Source organism: Cyanobium sp. BA5m-10, from assembly GCF_024346255.1.
Taxonomy (GTDB): Bacteria; Cyanobacteriota; Cyanobacteriia; order PCC-6307; family Cyanobiaceae; genus Cyanobium_A; species Cyanobium_A usitatum.
The window spans coordinates 51,343-68,811 of sequence record NZ_JAGQCP010000010.1 but is presented as its reverse complement, the minus strand read 5'-3'; the positions used below and the strand labels follow the sequence as shown (position 1 = coordinate 68,811).

The 17,469-nt window shown below is 63.8% G+C and carries 12 protein-coding genes; 7 read left to right on the top strand and 5 right to left on the bottom strand.

Features of this window, described 5'->3' with window-relative positions:
* Nucleotides 1–1,207 (bottom strand): excinuclease ABC subunit A (locus KBY85_RS06050; protein ID WP_254960596.1); only part of this gene is annotated, 1,207 nt, incomplete at its 3' end.
* 73 nt (nucleotides 1,208–1,280) lie between these two features.
* The gene (gene recN, locus KBY85_RS06045) at nucleotides 1,281–2,969 is read right to left on the bottom strand and encodes a DNA repair protein RecN (RefSeq protein WP_254960595.1); all 1,689 of its coding nucleotides are present in this window, start codon (nucleotides 2,967–2,969) and stop codon (nucleotides 1,281–1,283) included.
* A 108-nt stretch (nucleotides 2,970–3,077) separates the two neighbouring features.
* On the opposite strand from recN, the gene KBY85_RS06040 reads away from it, so the two are divergent.
* The 7 genes from KBY85_RS06040 (at nucleotide 3,078) to purF (ending at nucleotide 12,924) form a co-directional block, all read left to right on the top strand.
* Nucleotides 3,078–4,952 (top strand): AarF/ABC1/UbiB kinase family protein, encoded by a 1,875-nt coding sequence (locus KBY85_RS06040; protein ID WP_254960594.1) that lies wholly within the window; start codon nucleotides 3,078–3,080, stop codon nucleotides 4,950–4,952.
* A gap of 31 nt (nucleotides 4,953–4,983) precedes the next feature.
* Nucleotides 4,984–5,589: an alpha/beta hydrolase gene (locus KBY85_RS06035; protein ID WP_254960593.1), complete on the top strand. Its 606-nt coding sequence runs from the start codon at nucleotides 4,984–4,986 to the stop codon at nucleotides 5,587–5,589.
* A gap of 85 nt (nucleotides 5,590–5,674) precedes the next feature.
* Nucleotides 5,675–6,733 carry a threonine synthase gene (gene thrC / locus KBY85_RS06030; protein ID WP_254960611.1) on the top strand — a complete coding sequence of 353 codons (1,059 nt, stop codon included), beginning with the start codon at nucleotides 5,675–5,677 and terminating at the stop codon, nucleotides 6,731–6,733.
* Between the two features lie 408 nt (nucleotides 6,734–7,141).
* Nucleotides 7,142–8,287: a DNA polymerase III subunit beta gene (gene dnaN / locus KBY85_RS06025; protein WP_254960592.1), complete on the top strand. Its 1,146-nt coding sequence runs from the start codon at nucleotides 7,142–7,144 to the stop codon at nucleotides 8,285–8,287.
* Between the two features lie 2 nt (nucleotides 8,288–8,289).
* A complete protein-coding gene (locus tag KBY85_RS06020; RefSeq protein ID WP_254960591.1) occupies nucleotides 8,290–9,000 on the top strand; it encodes an RNA methyltransferase in 711 nt (236 codons plus the stop codon).
* Nucleotides 9,001–9,072: 72 nt separating this feature from the next.
* Nucleotides 9,073–11,427, top strand: coding sequence for a phosphoribosylformylglycinamidine synthase subunit PurL (gene purL, locus KBY85_RS06015; RefSeq protein WP_254960590.1), 2,355 nt, complete (start codon nucleotides 9,073–9,075; stop codon nucleotides 11,425–11,427).
* Between the two features lie 36 nt (nucleotides 11,428–11,463).
* The gene (gene purF, locus KBY85_RS06010; RefSeq protein ID WP_254960609.1) at nucleotides 11,464–12,924 is read left to right on the top strand and encodes an amidophosphoribosyltransferase; all 1,461 of its coding nucleotides are present in this window, start codon (nucleotides 11,464–11,466) and stop codon (nucleotides 12,922–12,924) included.
* Between the two features lie 38 nt (nucleotides 12,925–12,962).
* On the opposite strand, the gene KBY85_RS06005 is transcribed toward purF, so the two are convergent.
* The 3 genes from KBY85_RS06005 to queG all read right to left on the bottom strand — a co-directional run bounded on the left by KBY85_RS06005 (nucleotide 12,963) and on the right by queG (nucleotide 17,437).
* Complete coding sequence (locus KBY85_RS06005) at nucleotides 12,963–15,491, bottom strand: DNA topoisomerase (ATP-hydrolyzing) subunit A (RefSeq protein ID WP_254960589.1); 2,529 nt, start codon at nucleotides 15,489–15,491, stop codon at nucleotides 12,963–12,965.
* A 65-nt stretch (nucleotides 15,492–15,556) separates the two neighbouring features.
* Nucleotides 15,557–16,465 carry a tetratricopeptide repeat protein gene (locus tag KBY85_RS06000; protein ID WP_254960588.1) on the bottom strand — a complete coding sequence of 303 codons (909 nt, stop codon included), beginning with the start codon at nucleotides 16,463–16,465 and terminating at the stop codon, nucleotides 15,557–15,559.
* Nucleotides 16,466–16,489: 24 nt separating this feature from the next.
* A complete protein-coding gene (queG, locus tag KBY85_RS05995) occupies nucleotides 16,490–17,437 on the bottom strand; it encodes a tRNA epoxyqueuosine(34) reductase QueG (RefSeq protein ID WP_254960587.1) in 948 nt (315 codons plus the stop codon).
* Nucleotides 17,438–17,469 lie beyond the last annotated feature (32 nt).

Sequence of the window (17,469 nt, the reverse complement as noted above, 5' to 3'; positions counted from 1 at the left end):
CCTGGCTGCCATGCAGCAGCACCTCCTGCTGCTCAGCGCTGAGCTGATTCCAAGGCGTCTTGATCTCAAACTTGTAGGCCTCCCCAACCGAATAAAGCAGGGAGAAGTAATAGGAATTGTCCTTATCGGCCCAAGGCGCAATCGCCGCATAAACGGGCAGGGAGGGATCGGGCAACACCCGCTCGGCGGTGAACTTGCGCAGGTGGCCGATGCCGTGGCAGTCGGGGCAGGCGCCGTAGGGGCTGTTGAAGGAGAACAGCCGAGGCGACAGCTCCTCCATCACGGCGCCGTGCACCGGGCAGGCGAAATTTTCCGAATAGAGCCGCTCCCGCTCCACCCCATCGGGCAGCTCCTCATCGGCCTTGGGCACCACCTCCACCAACGCCAGGCCATCACCTCTTTTAAGAGCAGTGCGCAGCGAATCGGTGAGCCGTTCCTGCACCCCTTCCCTCGCCACCAGCCGGTCCACCACCACCTCAATGTTGTGGGCGTGGTTTTTATCTAGCTCGATGTTGTCGGCGAGCTCGCGCACTTCGCCATTGATGCGCACCCGCGCAAAGCCCTCGGCCACCAAACCGCCCAGCAGCTTGACGTGGCTACCTTTCTTGCCGCGCACCACCGGCGCCAATAGTTGGTAGCGGGTGCCCTCGGGCAAAGCCAGGATCTGGTCCACCATCTCGTCGATGGTCTGGGGCCGAATCGAGCGATCGCACTGGGGACAATGGGGTTCCCCAGCCCGGCCGAATAGCAGGCGCAAATAATCCTGGATCTCCGTCACCGTGCCAACGGTGGAGCGGGGATTGTGGCTGGTGGATTTCTGGTCGATCGAGATGGCCGGTGAGAGCCCCTCGATCGCATCCACATCGGGCTTATCCACCTGGCCCAGAAACTGGCGCGCATAGGCCGACAGGCTCTCGACGTAGCGGCGCTGGCCCTCGGCAAAGATCGTGTCAAAAGCCAGCGAGCTCTTACCGCTGCCGCTCACACCGGTGAACACCACCAGGCGATTGCGCGGGATGGTGAGGTCTACGTTTTTGAGATTGTGCTGACGGGCGCCCCGCACCCGGATCACATCCTCAAAAGAGCCGCCGCTGAGCACACGGCTCGGGTCAAGGACCTTTTCGTGAACGGTCTGGGCGAGGGTTCTGCTAGCGGCTGCACCGTTGGTGGCAGAGCTAGAGGCAGCAGAGCTCTTGGCGCGGGGCATCCAGACGGCTCATGAACGAGCAAGTCTACGGATGCTCCCCTTGCCCTGGGCACATACCAGTGCTGTAGGGGTTCTAGTGACCGTGTTGATCGAGCAGGCTGGCCGCATAGCTGCGGGCCTCGCCGGAATCGCCACCCGCCAGTTCGGCCAGCTCCGCCTGACGGTCCTGGGTGTCCCGCAGCTGGGACACCCGCGTATGGGTAACACCCTCCAACACCTGCTTGGAGACACGGAAGTGGTGGTCTGCCGCCGCGGCCACCAGGGGTTGGTGGGTGACGCAAAACACCTGGCGCTGCTTAGCCAGGCGGGCCAGCAGCTCGGCCATGGCGCCGCTCACCCGACCACTCACGCCCGTGTCGATCTCATCGAAAAGCAGGGTGACGTGCTGGTCTGCCGCAGCCAGGCAGGTTTTCAGAGCCAGCAGAAAGCGCGACATCTCACCGCCTGAAGCCACCTCAGCCAGGGGCGCCAGGGGCACACCCGGGTTGGCGGAAAACTGAAACTGCACCGCATCGGCTCCCTCCTCCCCCGCTGACGCGGGTGCAATCGCCACCGCGAAGCGCACATTGGCCAATCCCATCGGCCGCAGCGCCTGCATCAGTTGCTGCTCCAGGGCAGTCGCGGCCTGACGGCGGGCGGCGCTGAGCGAGGCATTGGCCTGATCGCGAAGCTGGCGGGCTCGCTGCTCCGCCAGCTCCAGGGCCTCCAGGGAAACTTCGCCACCGCCGGGGGCCAGTTGCTGCCGCAGGCGATCGCGCAGGGCGATCAAGCCAGCCAAATCCTGGCCATGGCGCCGCTCCAGAGCCTTGAGCTGGGCCATCCGCTCCTGGAGCTCCGCCAAGCTTTCTGGGTCACTATCAAGACCAGATCCGTAGCGATCCAGATCGCGGGCTAGATCCTGCAAAGCCGCCAAACCATCGCTGCAGCAACTGCGCAGCTCACTGACGCCGCCATCTAAGGCCTCCATCTGCAGCAGCTCCTGTTCGCAGGCGGCCAGGTGATCGAGCACCGATGGCGCCTGCTCTGCACCCTCCAGCAAGCGGCCCAGCAAAACCATCACCCCCTCCTGCAGCCGCACCCCATGGGCGAGGCGGTTTTCCTCGTTTTGGAGCTGCTGACGCTCCTGCGGATCTTGCAGCTGGGCCGCCTCCAGGTCGGCCAGCAGTTGCTCCTGGGCAGCGCGCTGCTGCTGTAGCTGGTCCCAGTCGCTACGGGCCTGCTCCAGCGCCGCCGCCGCCTGTTTCCAGTGGCGCCAGGCCGCCGCCACCGGCGCCAGCAAAAGCGGAAGGCCTTCGCCACCAAAGCGATCAAGCCAGCGGCGCTGCTGACCGGGCCGCGCCAGCTGCTGGGTTTGGCCCTGAACGGTGAGATCGAGCAGCAGGGGGCGCAGCTCCTGGATCTGGGCCCGGCTCACCACCACGCCATTAAGCCGATTGCGGCTGCTGAGGCGCTCTTCTGTGAGGCGCCACTCACGCGAAAGCAGCAGTTCGCCCTCCTCAACCTCCAGCTCCTGCTGCTGCAACCAGGCCTGCAAAGGGGGCGAAAGGCTGAAGCTGGCCTCGATCGTGCCGCGCTCAGCGCCGCGCCGCAGCAACCGGGCGCCGGCGCTGCCCTGGGCCCCACCCAAAAGGGCATCGAGGGCATCAAGCAGGATCGATTTACCTGCTCCCGTCTCACCGGTCAGCACCGTGAAGCCCTCGCTGAAGCTGAGCTCCAGCCGCTCGATCAGGGCGATGTTGCTGAGGCGCAGTCCCGTGAGCACGTCGGTCTCCGCTAACCGGACTGGGGTACCGGCCAGACCGTAGCGGCAGTGGGATTCGTTTAGAAGGGGGTTGGTGCGCCTTAGCGGTGCTTAGCCCGCCCAACTCCCATGGATCCCGACAACAACCAAGCCGAGTTGGGTGACTTTCTAGAGGCCGCTGGCCTGCTGAGCTACGACCCGGCCGCCATCACCCGGATTTACACCGGCCACCCGCAACGGCTATTCCGGCGCCTGTGGCAAACCCTGGTACCAATCGGGCTTTACCTACTTGGGGTGGGTTTTGACTGGCTCACCGGGCGCCTCAAAACTACGGAGGTAGCCAGGTCCCGCGCCAAGGAGGCAGCGGATCTAGTGGCTTCGCTCGGCCCCGCTTTCATCAAGGCCGGCCAGGCCCTATCCACCCGGCCCGACATCGTGCCGCCACTGCTGCTGGAGGAACTTGCCCAGCTGCAAGACCAGCTGCCGGGCTTCGACTCAGCCCTAGCGATGGCCTGCATCGAAGAGGACCTAGGCGCTGCCGTACTCGATATCTACGAGCAACTAGACGCCGAGCCGATCTCGGCCGCTTCGCTGGGCCAGGTGCACAAGGGCGTGCTCAAGGGGGGTCAGGCGGTGGCAGTAAAGGTGCAGCGCCCGGGCCTGCGGGAGCAGATCACGCTCGACCTCTACATCGTGCGCAACATCGCTTCCTGGCTGAACCAAAACGTCGGCCTAATCCGCTCCGACCTGGTGGCCCTGATCGATGAACTGGGCAAGCGGGTGTTTGAGGAGATGGACTACTTCAACGAAGCCGCCAACGCCGAGCGCTTCGCCGAATTACACGCCCACAATCCCCGGATCACCGTTCCCCGCATCTACCACCAGGCCACCAGCCGCCGGGTGCTCACCATGGAATGGATGGAGGGGGTGAAACTCACCAATCTCGAAGCGGTGCGCGGCATCGGCGTAGACCCCGACGACATGGTGAACGTCGGTGTTAACTGCAGCCTGCAGCAATTACTAGAGCACGGCTTTTTCCACGCCGACCCCCACCCCGGCAACCTGTTGGCGATGGCAGATGGCCGGCTGGCCTACCTCGACTTCGGCATGATGAGCGAAGTGAGCCGCGAATCGCGCACCGGCCTGATTCAGGCGGTTGTGCATCTGGTAAATCGCAGTTTCGGCAAGCTAAGTAAGGATTTCGTCAGCCTGGGCTTCCTGGCCGAAGACGTAAATCTCGAGCCGATAGTGCCAGCTTTTGAAAAGGTGTTCGGTCAAGCGATCGAGCAGGGAGTCAGCCGCATGGATTTCAAAGCGGTCACAGATGACCTTTCCGGCGTGATGTATCGCTTCCCCTTCCAGGTGCCGCCCTACTACGCCCTAATCATCCGCTCGCTGGTGACCCTGGAGGGAATCGCCCTCAGCGTTGATCCCGAGTTCAAGATCCTTGGCGCCGCCTACCCCTACTTCGCCCGGCGGCTGATGGAAGACCCCGATCCCACCCTGCGCCAGAGCCTCAAGGAGATGCTCTTCGACGGCGACATCTTCCGCTGGCAACGGCTCGACAACCTGATCGCTAGCGCCTCCCAAGGAGCCCAGCTCGATCTCGAAGGGCTGCTCGATCAGGTACTGAGCTTTCTTTTCTCAGCCAACGGCGGGCTGCTACGCCAACAGCTGGTAGACGCCATGGTGGGCCGCATGGATGCCATGGCCTGGCAAACCACCCTGCGCATCGGCAAGCGCCTGCCAGAGCGGTTCCAACCTCCAGGTTTGCGCCGTCACCGGCTAAGCGAGGCGGCTGAACCGCTGCTCGACCTCGAGCCAGTGCGCCAGTTAATGGGCATACTCAAAGCCCTGCCCGGCTTCGAACCCCAGATGCTGCTGCGCCGCCTGCCACGCCTTGTGGGAGAACCTGAACTACGCCAGATGGGAGTTCAACTAGCCAAGGGCCTGGCCGAGCGCAGCATGGTTCGCCTGGTGCGAGATGTGCTCGTCGCCGCCTGAATTTGAAAGCAATCGCCGTAGGCTTATCGCCATGCAAATAGCGTCGTTAGGCCGTAAGCGTCAGGCCCTTGTTGCCATCGCCCTGGGCCTGAGCCTGGTCGTTCCCTGGCCTGCGGTCAGCCTGCAGCCAGCTAGTGCTGCTGAAAACCTGGTGTTTGTGAGCGGTGCCTTTCGCCGCTCCATCGCCGTTGCAGACCTGGAGCATCTGGCTAAGACCGGCCAAGCCCGAGGCCTGCTGGCCGATGTTTTGAGCTTCAGCCGCCAAAATCCCCAGGAAATCGCCAAGCTGCTGAATCAGTCGGTGAGCCTGCCTGTAAGCCTGGTGAGCAGGCTGCTCAACACCCGAATCGGCGAGGCAATCCTGCAGCGCCTGTCTGTAATCGTGTTTCCGCTCAAGGCATCCCAGGCCGGGATTCCAGCCATGCGCTCCGCCATGGTGCTGGGGGTCGTTGAAGGCAACGGTTCGATATCTGCAATTTCTTTCTTGCGCGCTTATCCCGCCCAGCAGATGGAAGTGAGCATCCCCGCCTTGATGAACCTGATCAGCAAAACCAGCTCGATCACCGAGCTGGTGCGCTTCTTCTCCGAATCACCGCTGGATGGGTTGCGCGGCGACGCGCCAGCTGCTGCGCCGTAGATTCACTGAAGTCACTGTCCAAATTGTGTCCTTGCTCCGTTCTCTGCAGCGTTTGAGCAAGGTCCCCTTTGCTGCCCGTCCCACCATGCAGGACTGGCCTGGACTGATCGAGGCCTATCGCCGCTGGCTGCCAGTTTCAGAGCGCACACCCGTAATCACCCTGCGGGAGGGCTCCACACCCCTGATTCCAGCCCCCGTGATCGCCGAACGAATCGGCCGCAGCGTCAAGGTCTATCTGAAATACGACGGCCTCAACCCCACCGGCTCCTTTAAAGACCGGGGCATGACCATGGCGATTTCCAAAGCCAAGGAAGCCGGTTCTGAAGCAGTGATCTGCGCCAGCACAGGCAACACCTCGGCCGCGGCGGCCGCCTACGCCAGCCGCGGCGGCATGCGGGCCTTCGTGCTGATCCCAGATGGCTATGTAGCCCAGGGAAAACTGGCCCAAGCCCTGCTCTACGGCGCCGAGGTGATCGCCATCCAGGGCAACTTCGACAAAGCCCTGGCGATCGTGCAGGAAGTTGCCAACAAATACCCGGTCACCCTGGTGAATTCGGTGAACCCCTACCGATTGCAGGGGCAAAAAACCGCCGCCTTCGAGGTGGTGGATGCCCTTGGTGAAGCGCCGGACTGGCTATGCATCCCGGTTGGCAACGCCGGCAACATCAGCGCCTACTGGATGGGATTCAACGAGTACCTAAAAGAGGGCCATTGCCGCAAGCTGCCCCGAATGATGGGCTTTCAAGCGGCGGGTTCTGCTCCTTTGGTCCTGGGCCACACGGTTGAGCAGCCAGACACCATCGCCACAGCGATCCGCATCGGCAACCCGGTGAATCGCGAAAAAGCCCTAAACGTGCGCAGCGAAAGCGGTGGCAACTTCATGGCCGTCACCGACGCTGAAATCATTGATGCCTACAAGCTGCTGGGCAGCGGCGAAGGCGTGTTCTGCGAGCCAGCTAGTGCCGCCTCGGTCGCAGGCCTGCTCAAGCACCACCAGGACGTGCCCCAGGGAGCCACGGTGGTTTGTGTGCTCACCGGCAACGGCCTCAAGGATCCAACTACCGCCATCGAAAACAATGACGCCCGCTTCCATACCGGTCTGGAGGCGGACACCGCCAAGGTGGCCGAAGTGATGGGTTTTTAAACAAACCCAGACCTGACCAAAACCTTCAACCAATCAGCAAAGCGTCTGCTGAACAGCTGGGGAAAAGGCCCTGGAAACCGCGGAGAAGCTCTCGCCTTGGCCAAGCTCCTCAATCCCAATGTTTTCCACACCTGCTGGAAACGGCGGAAAAGCTGATTTTTACCCCAGCTAGCCCAGGCCAAACCCCAGGGCTGATCCAGATCAAACCCAGCTGCAGCGGAGAGTTTTTCGGTTTTCCCCGGTTTCCTCAACCCCTACTAATACGATTTTAATTTCTTTCTTGAACTTGATCAATCAAACCCTTAGAAGAGCGCAGCAAGACGGATCACCGGCGTTGCGGAATCAGCCGCCCTGTGGAAGCGTGGGGTCACCCTTGATCAAGCCGTCAGGCTCCCCAGCACAAACGCCATGAAGCTGGTCTGCTCCCAGTCTGAACTCAGCTCCAGCCTGCAGCTGGTCAGCCGGGCCGTGGCCAGTCGCCCCACCCATCCGGTGCTGGCAAACGTGCTGCTCACCGCTGATGCGGGCACGGGTCGACTCAGCCTCACCGGTTTTGACCTCAGCCTGGGTATCCAGACGAGCATCAGCGCCAGCGTTGAAACCAGCGGCGCCATCACCCTGCCCGCCCGGTTGTTTGGCGAAATTGTTTCGCGCCTCTCGAGTGATAGCCCGATCACGCTGAATTGCGCTGAAGGTTCCGAGCAGGTGGAGCTCACCAGCCTTTCGGGCAGCTACCAGATGCGGGGCATGCCTGCCGATGATTTTCCTGACCTGCCCCTAGTGCAGAGCGGTACGCCGATTCGTCTGGAAGCAGAAGCCCTGGTTAAGGGTCTGCGCGCCACCCTTTTTGCCAGCAGTGGCGACGAAGCCAAGCAACTGCTCACTGGTGTGCACCTGGGCCTTGATCCGGCCGGGCTGGAATGTGCGGCAACCGATGGCCATCGCCTGGCAGTGCTCAGGCTTGCCCATGCGACCGCCTCTGCGCAAAACGAAGCCGAGGAGCCTTTTGCCGTCACCGTGCCAGCTCGCTCGTTGCGGGAGCTGGAGCGTCTGCTCTCAGGACGTCAATCTGAAGAGCCCTTGAGCCTGTTCTGTGATCGCGGCCAGGTGGTGTTCCTTTGGGCCGACCAGGTGCTCACCAGCCGCAGCCTTGATGGCACCTACCCCAACTACCGCCAGCTGATTCCAGAGAGCTTCACTCGCACGATCAATCTCGAGCGCCGCGCTCTGGTGTCGGCTCTTGAGCGAGTCGCTGTGCTTGCTGACCAGCACAACAATGTCGTCAAGCTCAGTGCCGAGCCCGCCACCGGTCAAATATTGATTCAGGCCGATGCCCAGGACGTGGGCAGTGGTTCTGAAGGACTCGCTGCCACCATCGAGGGTGAAGCGATTCAGATTGCCTTCAACGTGCGCTACTTGCTCGATGGTCTCAAGGCCATGGCCTGTGATCGGGTGCTGCTGCAGTGCAACGCCCCCACCACGCCGGTGATTTTGACTCCTGCGGAAGGGGATCAATTCACCTACTTGGTGATGCCCGTTCAGATCCGCAGCTGACGTTGGCTCCCCTTCCGGAGCAGGTGCTGCTGAGTGAGTTACTGCGCCGGCATGTTCGCTGCGATCAGGGGCTCGATCACGGTGCGGGCGTGCAGGTGTGGATGCATCCCCCTGTGCATCGGGTGCTGGGTTGGGTTTCAAAACCGTCGGCTTTTGGCAATCGCCGGGAGGTGTGGCGTCTCAACCAGTTGCGAGGCATTTCTGAGCTGGAAGCACTTGTGCAGGGTGAACCAGCTGAAACAGAGCTTGGTGTGTTGGAGAAGCTGCCGACTTTGATCGATGCGGCTGTGCTGGATCGCCGCCAGCAACCGATCGGCACCTTGGCTGATGCCGCCATCGAGTTGCGTAGTGGCCGTATTCGCCATTATTTGGTGAGTCGCAGTGATCCACGCCTGCCGGGCAGTAGCCGTTGGCGATTGAGCTTGGATCGCCTGCTGGATCAGCAGCCCGGCCAGGTGCTCACCGCGCTGGAGAGCATCGACGACCTGCCCCTAGCCCGGGCAAGTGTGCGGCAAGAGTTTTTGCGTCGTTCAAGGCGGTGGCGCGATCAGGTGCAGGAGGCGGGCAACCGATTTGAGGAGAGGCTGGAGGGCTGGCTTGAGGAGCCGCCCTGGCAGGAGCCGGAGGGGTTAGATCAGCCCTACGAAACTGATGCCCCCCCTCGCCGCCGCCGTTCTGGACCGCCTGCTGATGATGAAGATCCCTGGATTTGAACCTCGCTTAGACCAGTTCCAGTTGCTGTGAGACCCGCTCGGCGAGACTGGAGTGATCTTGCCCAGCTGCACGTGGTTGCCGCCTCTTTCGAAGCACCGGCCTATTCGGTTCCCGATGCCCTCAAGAAGGAGAACCTCAGCCAGGCCGACTACGACGAGATCTGCTGTCGCCTCGGCCGCGCTCCCAACCGCGCTGAGTTGGGCATGTTTGGGGTGATGTGGTCGGAGCACTGCTGCTACCGCAACTCGCGGCCGCTGCTGCAGGGCTTCCCGACCACCGGCCCGCGCATCCTGGTGGGCCCTGGCGAGAATGCAGGCGTGGTGGATCTGGGTGAAGGCCAGCGCCTGGCCTTCAAGATCGAGAGCCACAACCACCCCTCGGCCGTGGAGCCGTTCCAGGGCGCGGCCACCGGCGTTGGCGGCATCCTGCGCGACATCTTCACCATGGGAGCCAGGCCGATAGCCCTGCTCAATGCCCTGCGCTTCGGTCCCTTGGAGGACGAGCGCAACGTGGGTCTGATGGAGGGCGTGGTGGCCGGCATCGCCCACTACGGCAACTGCGTGGGCGTGCCCACCGTGGGTGGGGAGGTGGCGTTTGACCCCAGCTACTCCGGCAACCCCTTGGTGAACGCCATGGCCCTGGGGCTGATGGAAACCGAGGAGATCGTCTGCTCCGGTGCTGAAGGAGTGGGTTACCCCGTGGTGTACGTGGGCAGTACCACCGGCCGCGACGGCATGGGCGGCGCCAGCTTTGCCTCCGCTGAGCTCACCGATGCCTCCCTGGATGATCGCCCTGCCGTGCAGGTTGGCGATCCCTTCCTTGAGAAGGGACTGATCGAGGCCTGCTTGGAGGCATTCCAGAGCGGTGATGTGGTGGCGGCTCAAGATATGGGCGCCGCCGGCCTCACCTGCAGCTGCTCGGAGATGGCCGCTAAGGGGGGGCTGGGAATTGAGCTGGATCTCGACCGCGTGCCCGCCCGCGAGGCCGGCATGACCGCCTACGAGTTTTTGCTGAGCGAATCCCAGGAGCGGATGTTGTTTGTGGTCAAGCCCGGCACGGAGCAGGCGCTGATGGCGCGCTTTACGCGCTGGGGGCTGCAGGCAGCAGTGGTGGGCCGGGTGCTGGAAGACAACATCGTGCGGGTGCTGCAGCACGGCCAGGTGGCGGCCGAGGTTCCCGCCAGCGCCCTGGCGGACGACACGCCGATCAACCACCACACATTGCTGAGCGAACCGCCTGCTGAGATCCAGGCCCACTGGCGCTGGAGCGAGACCCAGTTACCAGCTGAGTTGCCTTTCAGCTGGGATGGGGCCCTGCTGGCCCTGCTTGATGACCCCACCATCGCCTCCAAGCGCTGGGTATACCGCCAGTACGATCACCAAGTGCAGGCCAACACCGTGGTGCCCCCCGGCGGCGCCGATGCGGCCGTGGTGCGGCTGCGGCCCCAGCAGGGCGAGGGCGCCATGGCGGCAGCCAGCCGTGGCGTGGCGGCGGTGGTGGACTGCCCTAACCGCTGGGTATCCCTCGATCCCGAGCGCGGCGCCATGGCGGCGGTGGCCGAGGCGGCCCGCAACCTCAGCTGTGTCGGCGCCGAGCCCCTGGCGGTGACGGACAACCTCAATTTCCCCTCGCCGGAAACCCCCACCGGCTACTGGCAGCTGGCGATGGCCTGCCGCGGCCTTTCGGCTGCTTGCAGCGCCCTGGATACCCCTGTCACCGGCGGCAACGTCTCCCTCTACAACGAGACCCGCCTGCCCGATGGCCGCATGCAGCCGATCCACCCCACCCCCGTGGTGGGCATGGTGGGCATGGTGCACAACCTTGAGCACGTGCGCGGCCAGGCCTGGCGCCAGGCCGGCGACGCCATCTGGCTGCTGGGGGTGCCGTTGGAAACAGGTGAGGCTCCCGCCGATCCCCGCTTGAGCCTGGCCGGCAGCAGCTATCTGGAGCGGCTGCATGGAGCCGTCACGGGGCGCCCGCCCGAGATTGATTTGGTTCTGGAGCGTTCGGTTCAGGGCTTCCTGCGCCAAGCGATTGCCCAGGGCTTGGTGGCTTCCGCCCACGACCTCAGCGATGGCGGCCTGGCGGTGGCTGCGGCCGAGTGCTGCATCGCCACCATTGCTTTAATACCTCTGGGGGCTGAGCTGGAGATCCCGGCCAGCAGCACCCGGCTGGATCGGCTGCTGTTTGCCGAGGGTGGTGCCCGCATCCTGGTGAGCGTGCCCGCCGATCAGGATGCCGCCTGGCAGCAGGCTCTGGCGTTGGCTGAAGTGCCGGCAGAGCGGCTTGGCGCGGTTACAGCTGCTGCCAGCCTGGTAATTCGCCAAGCAGGCCAACCTTTGCTTGAGCAGAGCCTGGCGGCATTGGAGGCCTGCTACGAGCAGGCCATCCCGAGGCGAATGGGCGATGGCGCTCGTGCAGAATGAAATTTCACCGTGATTGTTGATGGGCCTGTGCTGGTGATGCGTCCGGACAAGCCCGAGGAAGCCTGCGGCGTCTATGCCGTGCTGGCGCCGGGGCAACCGGTGGCCAACCTCACCTACTTCGGCCTATACGCCCTGCAGCATCGGGGCCAGGAATCGGCAGGTATCGCCGTGTTTGATGCAGAGCGCAAGGTGCGCCTGCACAAGGACATGGGCCTGGTGAGCCAGGTGTTTGATCAGGCCGTGCTGGAGCGCCTCACTGGCGATCTAGCCATCGGCCACAACCGCTATTCCACCACCGGCAGCAGCAAGGTTTGCAACGCCCAGCCGGTGGTGCTCAACACCCGCATTGGTCCTTTCGCCCTTGCCCATAACGGCAATTTGGTCAACGCAGCCGAGCTCCGCCACGACCTGGCGTCCATTGCCAGTGAGCTCACCTCCACCACCGATTCCGAACTGATCGCTTTTGCGATTCAGCAGGCCGTGAACCGCGGCCTGGATTGGGATGGGGCGATTAGGGCCGCTGCCGAGTGCTGCCGCGGTGCCTTCAGCCTGGTGATCGGCACCACTGATGGCCTTTTCGCCCTCCGGGATGGCCATGGCATTAGGCCTTTGGTGTTTGGTCATATCGGTGAAACGCAGCAAGCCCAGTGGGTGGTGAGCAGTGAGTCGTGCGGGCTAGACATCATTGGAGCCGCCTTTGATGGCGATGTGGAGCCCGGCGAAATCATCCATTTCCGTCCAGGCCAAGCCGAACCCAGCCGCAGCCGTTGGTGCGAGCAGCCCACCAAGCTGTGCGTCTTCGAGATGATCTATTTCGCCCGGCCAGATAGCCGCTTTTTTGGCGAATCCCTCTACAGCTACAGGGTGCGAATCGGCGAGGCCCTGGCCCGTGAAACACCGGTAGAAGCCGACATCGTCATCGGCGTTCCCGATTCCGGTATTCCGGCGGCGATTGGCTACTCCCAGCTCAGCGGTATCCCGTTTGCTGATGGCTTGATCAAGAACCGCTACGTGGGCCGCACCTTCATCCAGCCCACCCAGGCGATGCGGGAGGCCGGCATCAGAGTGAAGCTCAACCCCCTGCCAGATGTGCTCGCCGGCAAGCGCGTTGTGGTGATCGACGATTCAATAGTGCGGGGCACCACCAGTCGCAAGTTGGTGCAAGCCCTGCGGGATGCAGGGGCCACCGAGGTGCATATGCGGATTAGTTCGCCGCCAGTCACCCATCCCTGCTTTTACGGCATCGATACCGATACCCAGGACCAGTTGATTGCTGCGCGCCTCACCCTGGAAGAAATCGCCGCCCACCTTGGCGTCGATTCACTCGCTTACCTGAGCAAGCAGGGCATGGTGGATGCGGCCCATGCCAATTCCTCCCACTTCTGCACCGCCTGCTTTGACGGTGCCTATCCCATCGAAATGGACGAGCAGGTGAGCTCCAGCAAGCTGATGCTTGAGCCGGCTGGCATCGCTGCCAAGGTGCTGCAAGAGCTCTAAGGGCTGCTTGGTTCCCTTGGCAGTTAATTGATTGGCAGTTAGTTGATAAGAGGAATCAGTTCTTGAATTTGCTGTCCTTGGGGCAGCTTCAGGTTGATTCCAGTGCCGCTGGTGTCTTCGCCCTCCAGCTCGTTTAGGTCGATGCGGCAGCTCCAGCCCTTATCAGTCAGTAGTCCCAGCACGGCGCTTCCAACCGCAGTACCGGTTGGGCTTTGCAGGTCGACCAGGTAATCGCCCCGTTCTTGCAGCCGCAGGCCGATCTGACCCATGTCGCCCCGCTGACAGGGCCGCAGGCTGGACACCAGCAGCCGCTTCAGTTGCCCACTGGCGGTGGCCAGCACCACTGTGCTTTGGTTTGCGTCGTTGGTTTCCGCTTCCTTTGCAGGTAGGCAGGCGGCACCCACCAGCTGCTCACCCGGCAACAGGCGCATTAATAGGGGGCCTTGGGCAGCGCGCCCCATCAGGGGCAGCTGGGTTTCATCGAGGCTTAGCCGCAGCACGCGGCCCGTGCTGCTCGCCACCACCAGGGTGTCTCCTTCCTGGCCGGCCACCACCCGCTGCAGGGTCACGCCCTCCTTGAGCTTGAGCACGGTGGTGGCCCGGCCAGACAGTTCCTGAAACTCCTCAATCGGCAGCCGTTTGAAGCGCCCGTCGCTGCTTAGCAGTCCCAGGCTGCCTTGGCTGGGTAGGGGAAGCACCTGCACCACCGCTTCGCCTTCAATGCTGTCGGGGAGGAAGCGCTCCAGCTTCCCCGGTTGCTGACCGGCGAATTCCCAGCGCAGTAAGGCCACCCGGCCACTACCCGTGAAGGCCAGCAGCAGCGGTTGCTCGGCGATCGGCAGGATTAAGCGTGCTGGCGAGGGGTGCTCCCCTAGTTCTATTGCCTCATCAAGGTGCAGGCGCCCCAGCATCTGGGAGCTAATGATTTTCACGGCTCCATCGGCCTGGATCAGCAGCCGGCTTTCGGGGGCTAGGGCACCAAAGGCTTGCTGGCGCTGCAGTTCGGCGTTGGGGCGGATGGCTGCGGCTCGCTGGGCCACTAGGGCATCGCCGCCCTCCACCAGCCGGGTGCGCCGGGGCGTGGCAAAGCGCTTGCGCAGGGCTTTGAGTTCGGCCACCAGGGTGTCGAGCATCACGGTGCGGTCGTCGAGCAGGTGGCGCAGTCGCTCCCGCTCCACGGCCAGTTCGGCAGCTTCCTTGCGCAGGCTTTCCTGTTCAAGGCCCGTGAGGCGCCGCAGGGGCATCGACAACACCGCATCGGCCTGACGCTCGCTCAGGTCGAGTTGCACCTGTAGGGCCGCCCGGGCACTGGCGGCATCGGGCGCCGCGGTGATCAGGGCGATCACCTGCTGCAGGGCATGGAGCGCCTTTAGTAGGCCCTCCACCACCTCTAGGCGGTCTTCGCAGCGCTTGAGGGCGTGACGGGTGCGGCGGATCAGGGTCAGTTCCCGGTAGTCCAGGAATTCCTGCAGCAGGCGCCGCAGGTTCAGCTGCACCGGCTGGCCGTTTACCAGGGCCAGCATGATGGCGCCGAAGTTACTTTGCAGGGCGGTACGGCGCTGCAGGTCGGCCAGCACGGTTTCGGCGTTGGCGTCGCGGCGGAGTTCAATTACCACCCGCATGCCTTCACGGTCGCTTTCGTCGCGGATATCGGCGATGCCGCCGATCTTGCCGTCGTTTACCTGCTCAGCCAGTTTCTCGATCCAGCCGGCTTTACTGAGCTGGTATGGCAGCTCGGTGATCACCACGGCGCCGCGGCGATGGCGTCCCTTTCCGGGCTGTACCTCCTCGATGTGGGCGACTCCCCGCATCGGGATGCTGCCGCGGCCCACGAGGTAGGTATCGCGGACTCCTTGCCCCACCAGCACTTCGCCGCCGGTGGGAAAGTCCGGGCCGGGCACTAGCTCCAGCAGCTTTTCATCGCTTAGCTCCGGTTTGCGAACTAAGGCGATCAGGGCATCCACCACCTCGCCCAGGTTGTGGGGCGGGATGTTGGTGGCCATGCCCACGGCGATACCGGTGCAGCCATTTAGCAGCAGGAAGGGCAGCTGGGCTGGCAGCACCGTCGGCTCTTGCTGGGAGCCATCGAAGTTGGCCGCGAAGTCAACGGTGTCGGCGCCGATTTCATCCAGCAGCGCTTCGTTGGCGATCGGAGCCAGGCGGGTTTCGGTGTAGCGCATCGCCGCCGGGGGGTCGTCGTCGACGGAGCCGAAGTTGCCGTGGCCATCCAGCAGGGGATGGCGGCTGGCGAAGGTTTGCACCTGGCGCACCAGGGCGTCGTAGACGGCCTGATCACCATGGGGGTGGTACTTGCCGAGTACGTCGCCGACGACCCGGGCGCATTTCCGGTAGGGGCGATCCGGGGTGAGCCCCAGCTCGTGCATCGCAAACAGGATGCGGCGCTGCACTGGCTTGAGGCCGTCGCGTGCGTCCGGCAGGGCCCTGCCAACGATCACGCTCATGGCGTATTCGAGGTAGGACCGCTGCATCTCCAGGTGCAGCGCAATCGGTTCGATGCGGGCGTCGTTGCCCGGTCCGATGGATTCGCCTGATCGCTCCTCGGCCATCCGGTGTTGGGGTCTGGGGCAGCAAGCTGGGGCTCAGCCTACAGATGATGTCCAGGCCTCCCCATCTACTCCTCGTCGCTGCTTTCGCCCTCCGGGCTGGCATTGGCAAGGGCCCGATCCACCACGGGTTTGAGTTCGGCCAGCTTGAAGAGTTCGGCGGTGCTGCTGCGTAGCTTCGGTCCCCAGAGCTGGTCCTTCTGGTGGCTGTCGAGCACGTAGTTGGGTTCGGTGTCGAGGGCCTTGCCAACCAATTCGACAGCTTCGCTGCGATTTTCCGGACCGATGGCAAACAGACTGGCAGCCAGGGCCAGGGTTGGTTCAGCCGCATCTGGCTTGATCTTCAACACCTCGCGCCAGCGGCTGATAGCCGCCTTTTTATTGCCCTGCTCGAACAACACCAGCCCCTGGTTGTTGAGGGCTTCCCAGAAGCCTTTGCGCAGGGAAGAGGCCCGCTCAAAGGCAGCCAAGGCTTGGCCGCTCTGGCCTAGCAGGATGCGGGCGTTGCCCAGGTCGAAATAGGCGCCGGCGTTGCGCTTATCCAGTTTCAGGCCTTGCTCCAACAGGCCGATGGCCTCACTGGGTTTGCCGGCCCGTAGGGCTAGGGAACCCTCGGCAAACCAGATTCCAGGGTTGCTTGAATCGAGTTTCTTGGCCTTGGCCAATGAGGTGCCGGCCTGTTCAAGCTGGTTGCTGCGCAGCTGGGCCTCAGCCAGCAACACCCAGCCGCGGGGATCTTCTGGTAGCAGCTGCACAGTCAGGGCAGCCAGCCTGGCGGCGTCCTTGGCTTGACCAAGTCGCAGCAGCCGGGCCGCCGCCTGGGCGATGCCCAGACCGGCAGCTTCGAGTTCCTGCCGTTGGGGCACGTACACGTAGGGCACCAACGCCCGGGCGGGCAGCCCCGCTGTCAGCAGCAGCCCGAGGGCAGCGGGCAGCAGGGCAGTTCTGAAATCAGGGCGCGACCAGCGCGGAGCCATTACGGGGAGACGGGTTTGGCCAGCCTAGGCAGTGCCGCTCCGGCTGGCCCGCAGGTTGCGCCGCCACATCCAGGGTTTGAGTCGGCGCAGGGCCGAGGCTCGCAGCTTGGTATCCCAGTCGGCGTCGCTCCACCCCAGGGCTTCCTCGGCCTGCAGGTTCAGCAGCCAGGGCCGGGGCTGTAGATCCGGATCTTCACTGCTTCGCAGCGGCTGTTGATTCCAGGGACACACGTCCTGGCAGATGTCGCAGCCGGCGACCCAGCCCTCCAATTTGCTGGTGATCGCTTGCGGCAGTTCGGGATCGCGGTTTTCGATGGTGTGAAAGGCCAGGCAGCGGCGGCTGTCCACCACGAAGGGCTCGGTGATGGCGCCGGTGGGACAGGCAGGCAGGCAGCGGCTGCAGCTGCCGCAAAGGGGTGTGGCGGCAGCATCGGCAGGCAGCTCCAAGGTGGTGAGCAGGTGGCCCAGCAGTAGCCAGGAGCCACGCTCGCGATTGATCAGGTTGCCGTTTTTGCCAATCCAGCCCAGGCCGGCCTGCTCGGCCCAGGCCTTATCCATCAGCGGTGCACTGTCGACGCAGGCCCGCCAGCCCACCCCAGGCACCTGCTGCTCCAACCAGCGACCCAGCTGGCGCAGGCGGCCATCGATCACCCGGTGGTAGTCCCGCCCCCAGCCGTAGCGGGCCACCTTGAGCGCCCCCGGTGCCCGATCGGCCTCCACGTAGTAGTTGAGGCCCACCGCCAGCAGGCTGCGCACCCCGGGCAGTAGCTGCTCCACCGCGCGCCGGCGCGGGTCGGCCATCCAAGCCATGTCGGCTTGATATCCCGCTGCAAGCCAGCGCTCCAGGGCCGCCGTGCGCAGCTCTAGGCGCTCTCCGGCTGGTACGGCGGCGAGGCCCACCGGGTCAAACCCAAGCTGCTGGGCTTGCTGTTTTAGACGGAGTGCAAGGTCGTGGTGGGCGTGCAGCGTCATCGCCCGTACAGTTGCGCCGTTGTCTAAATCTG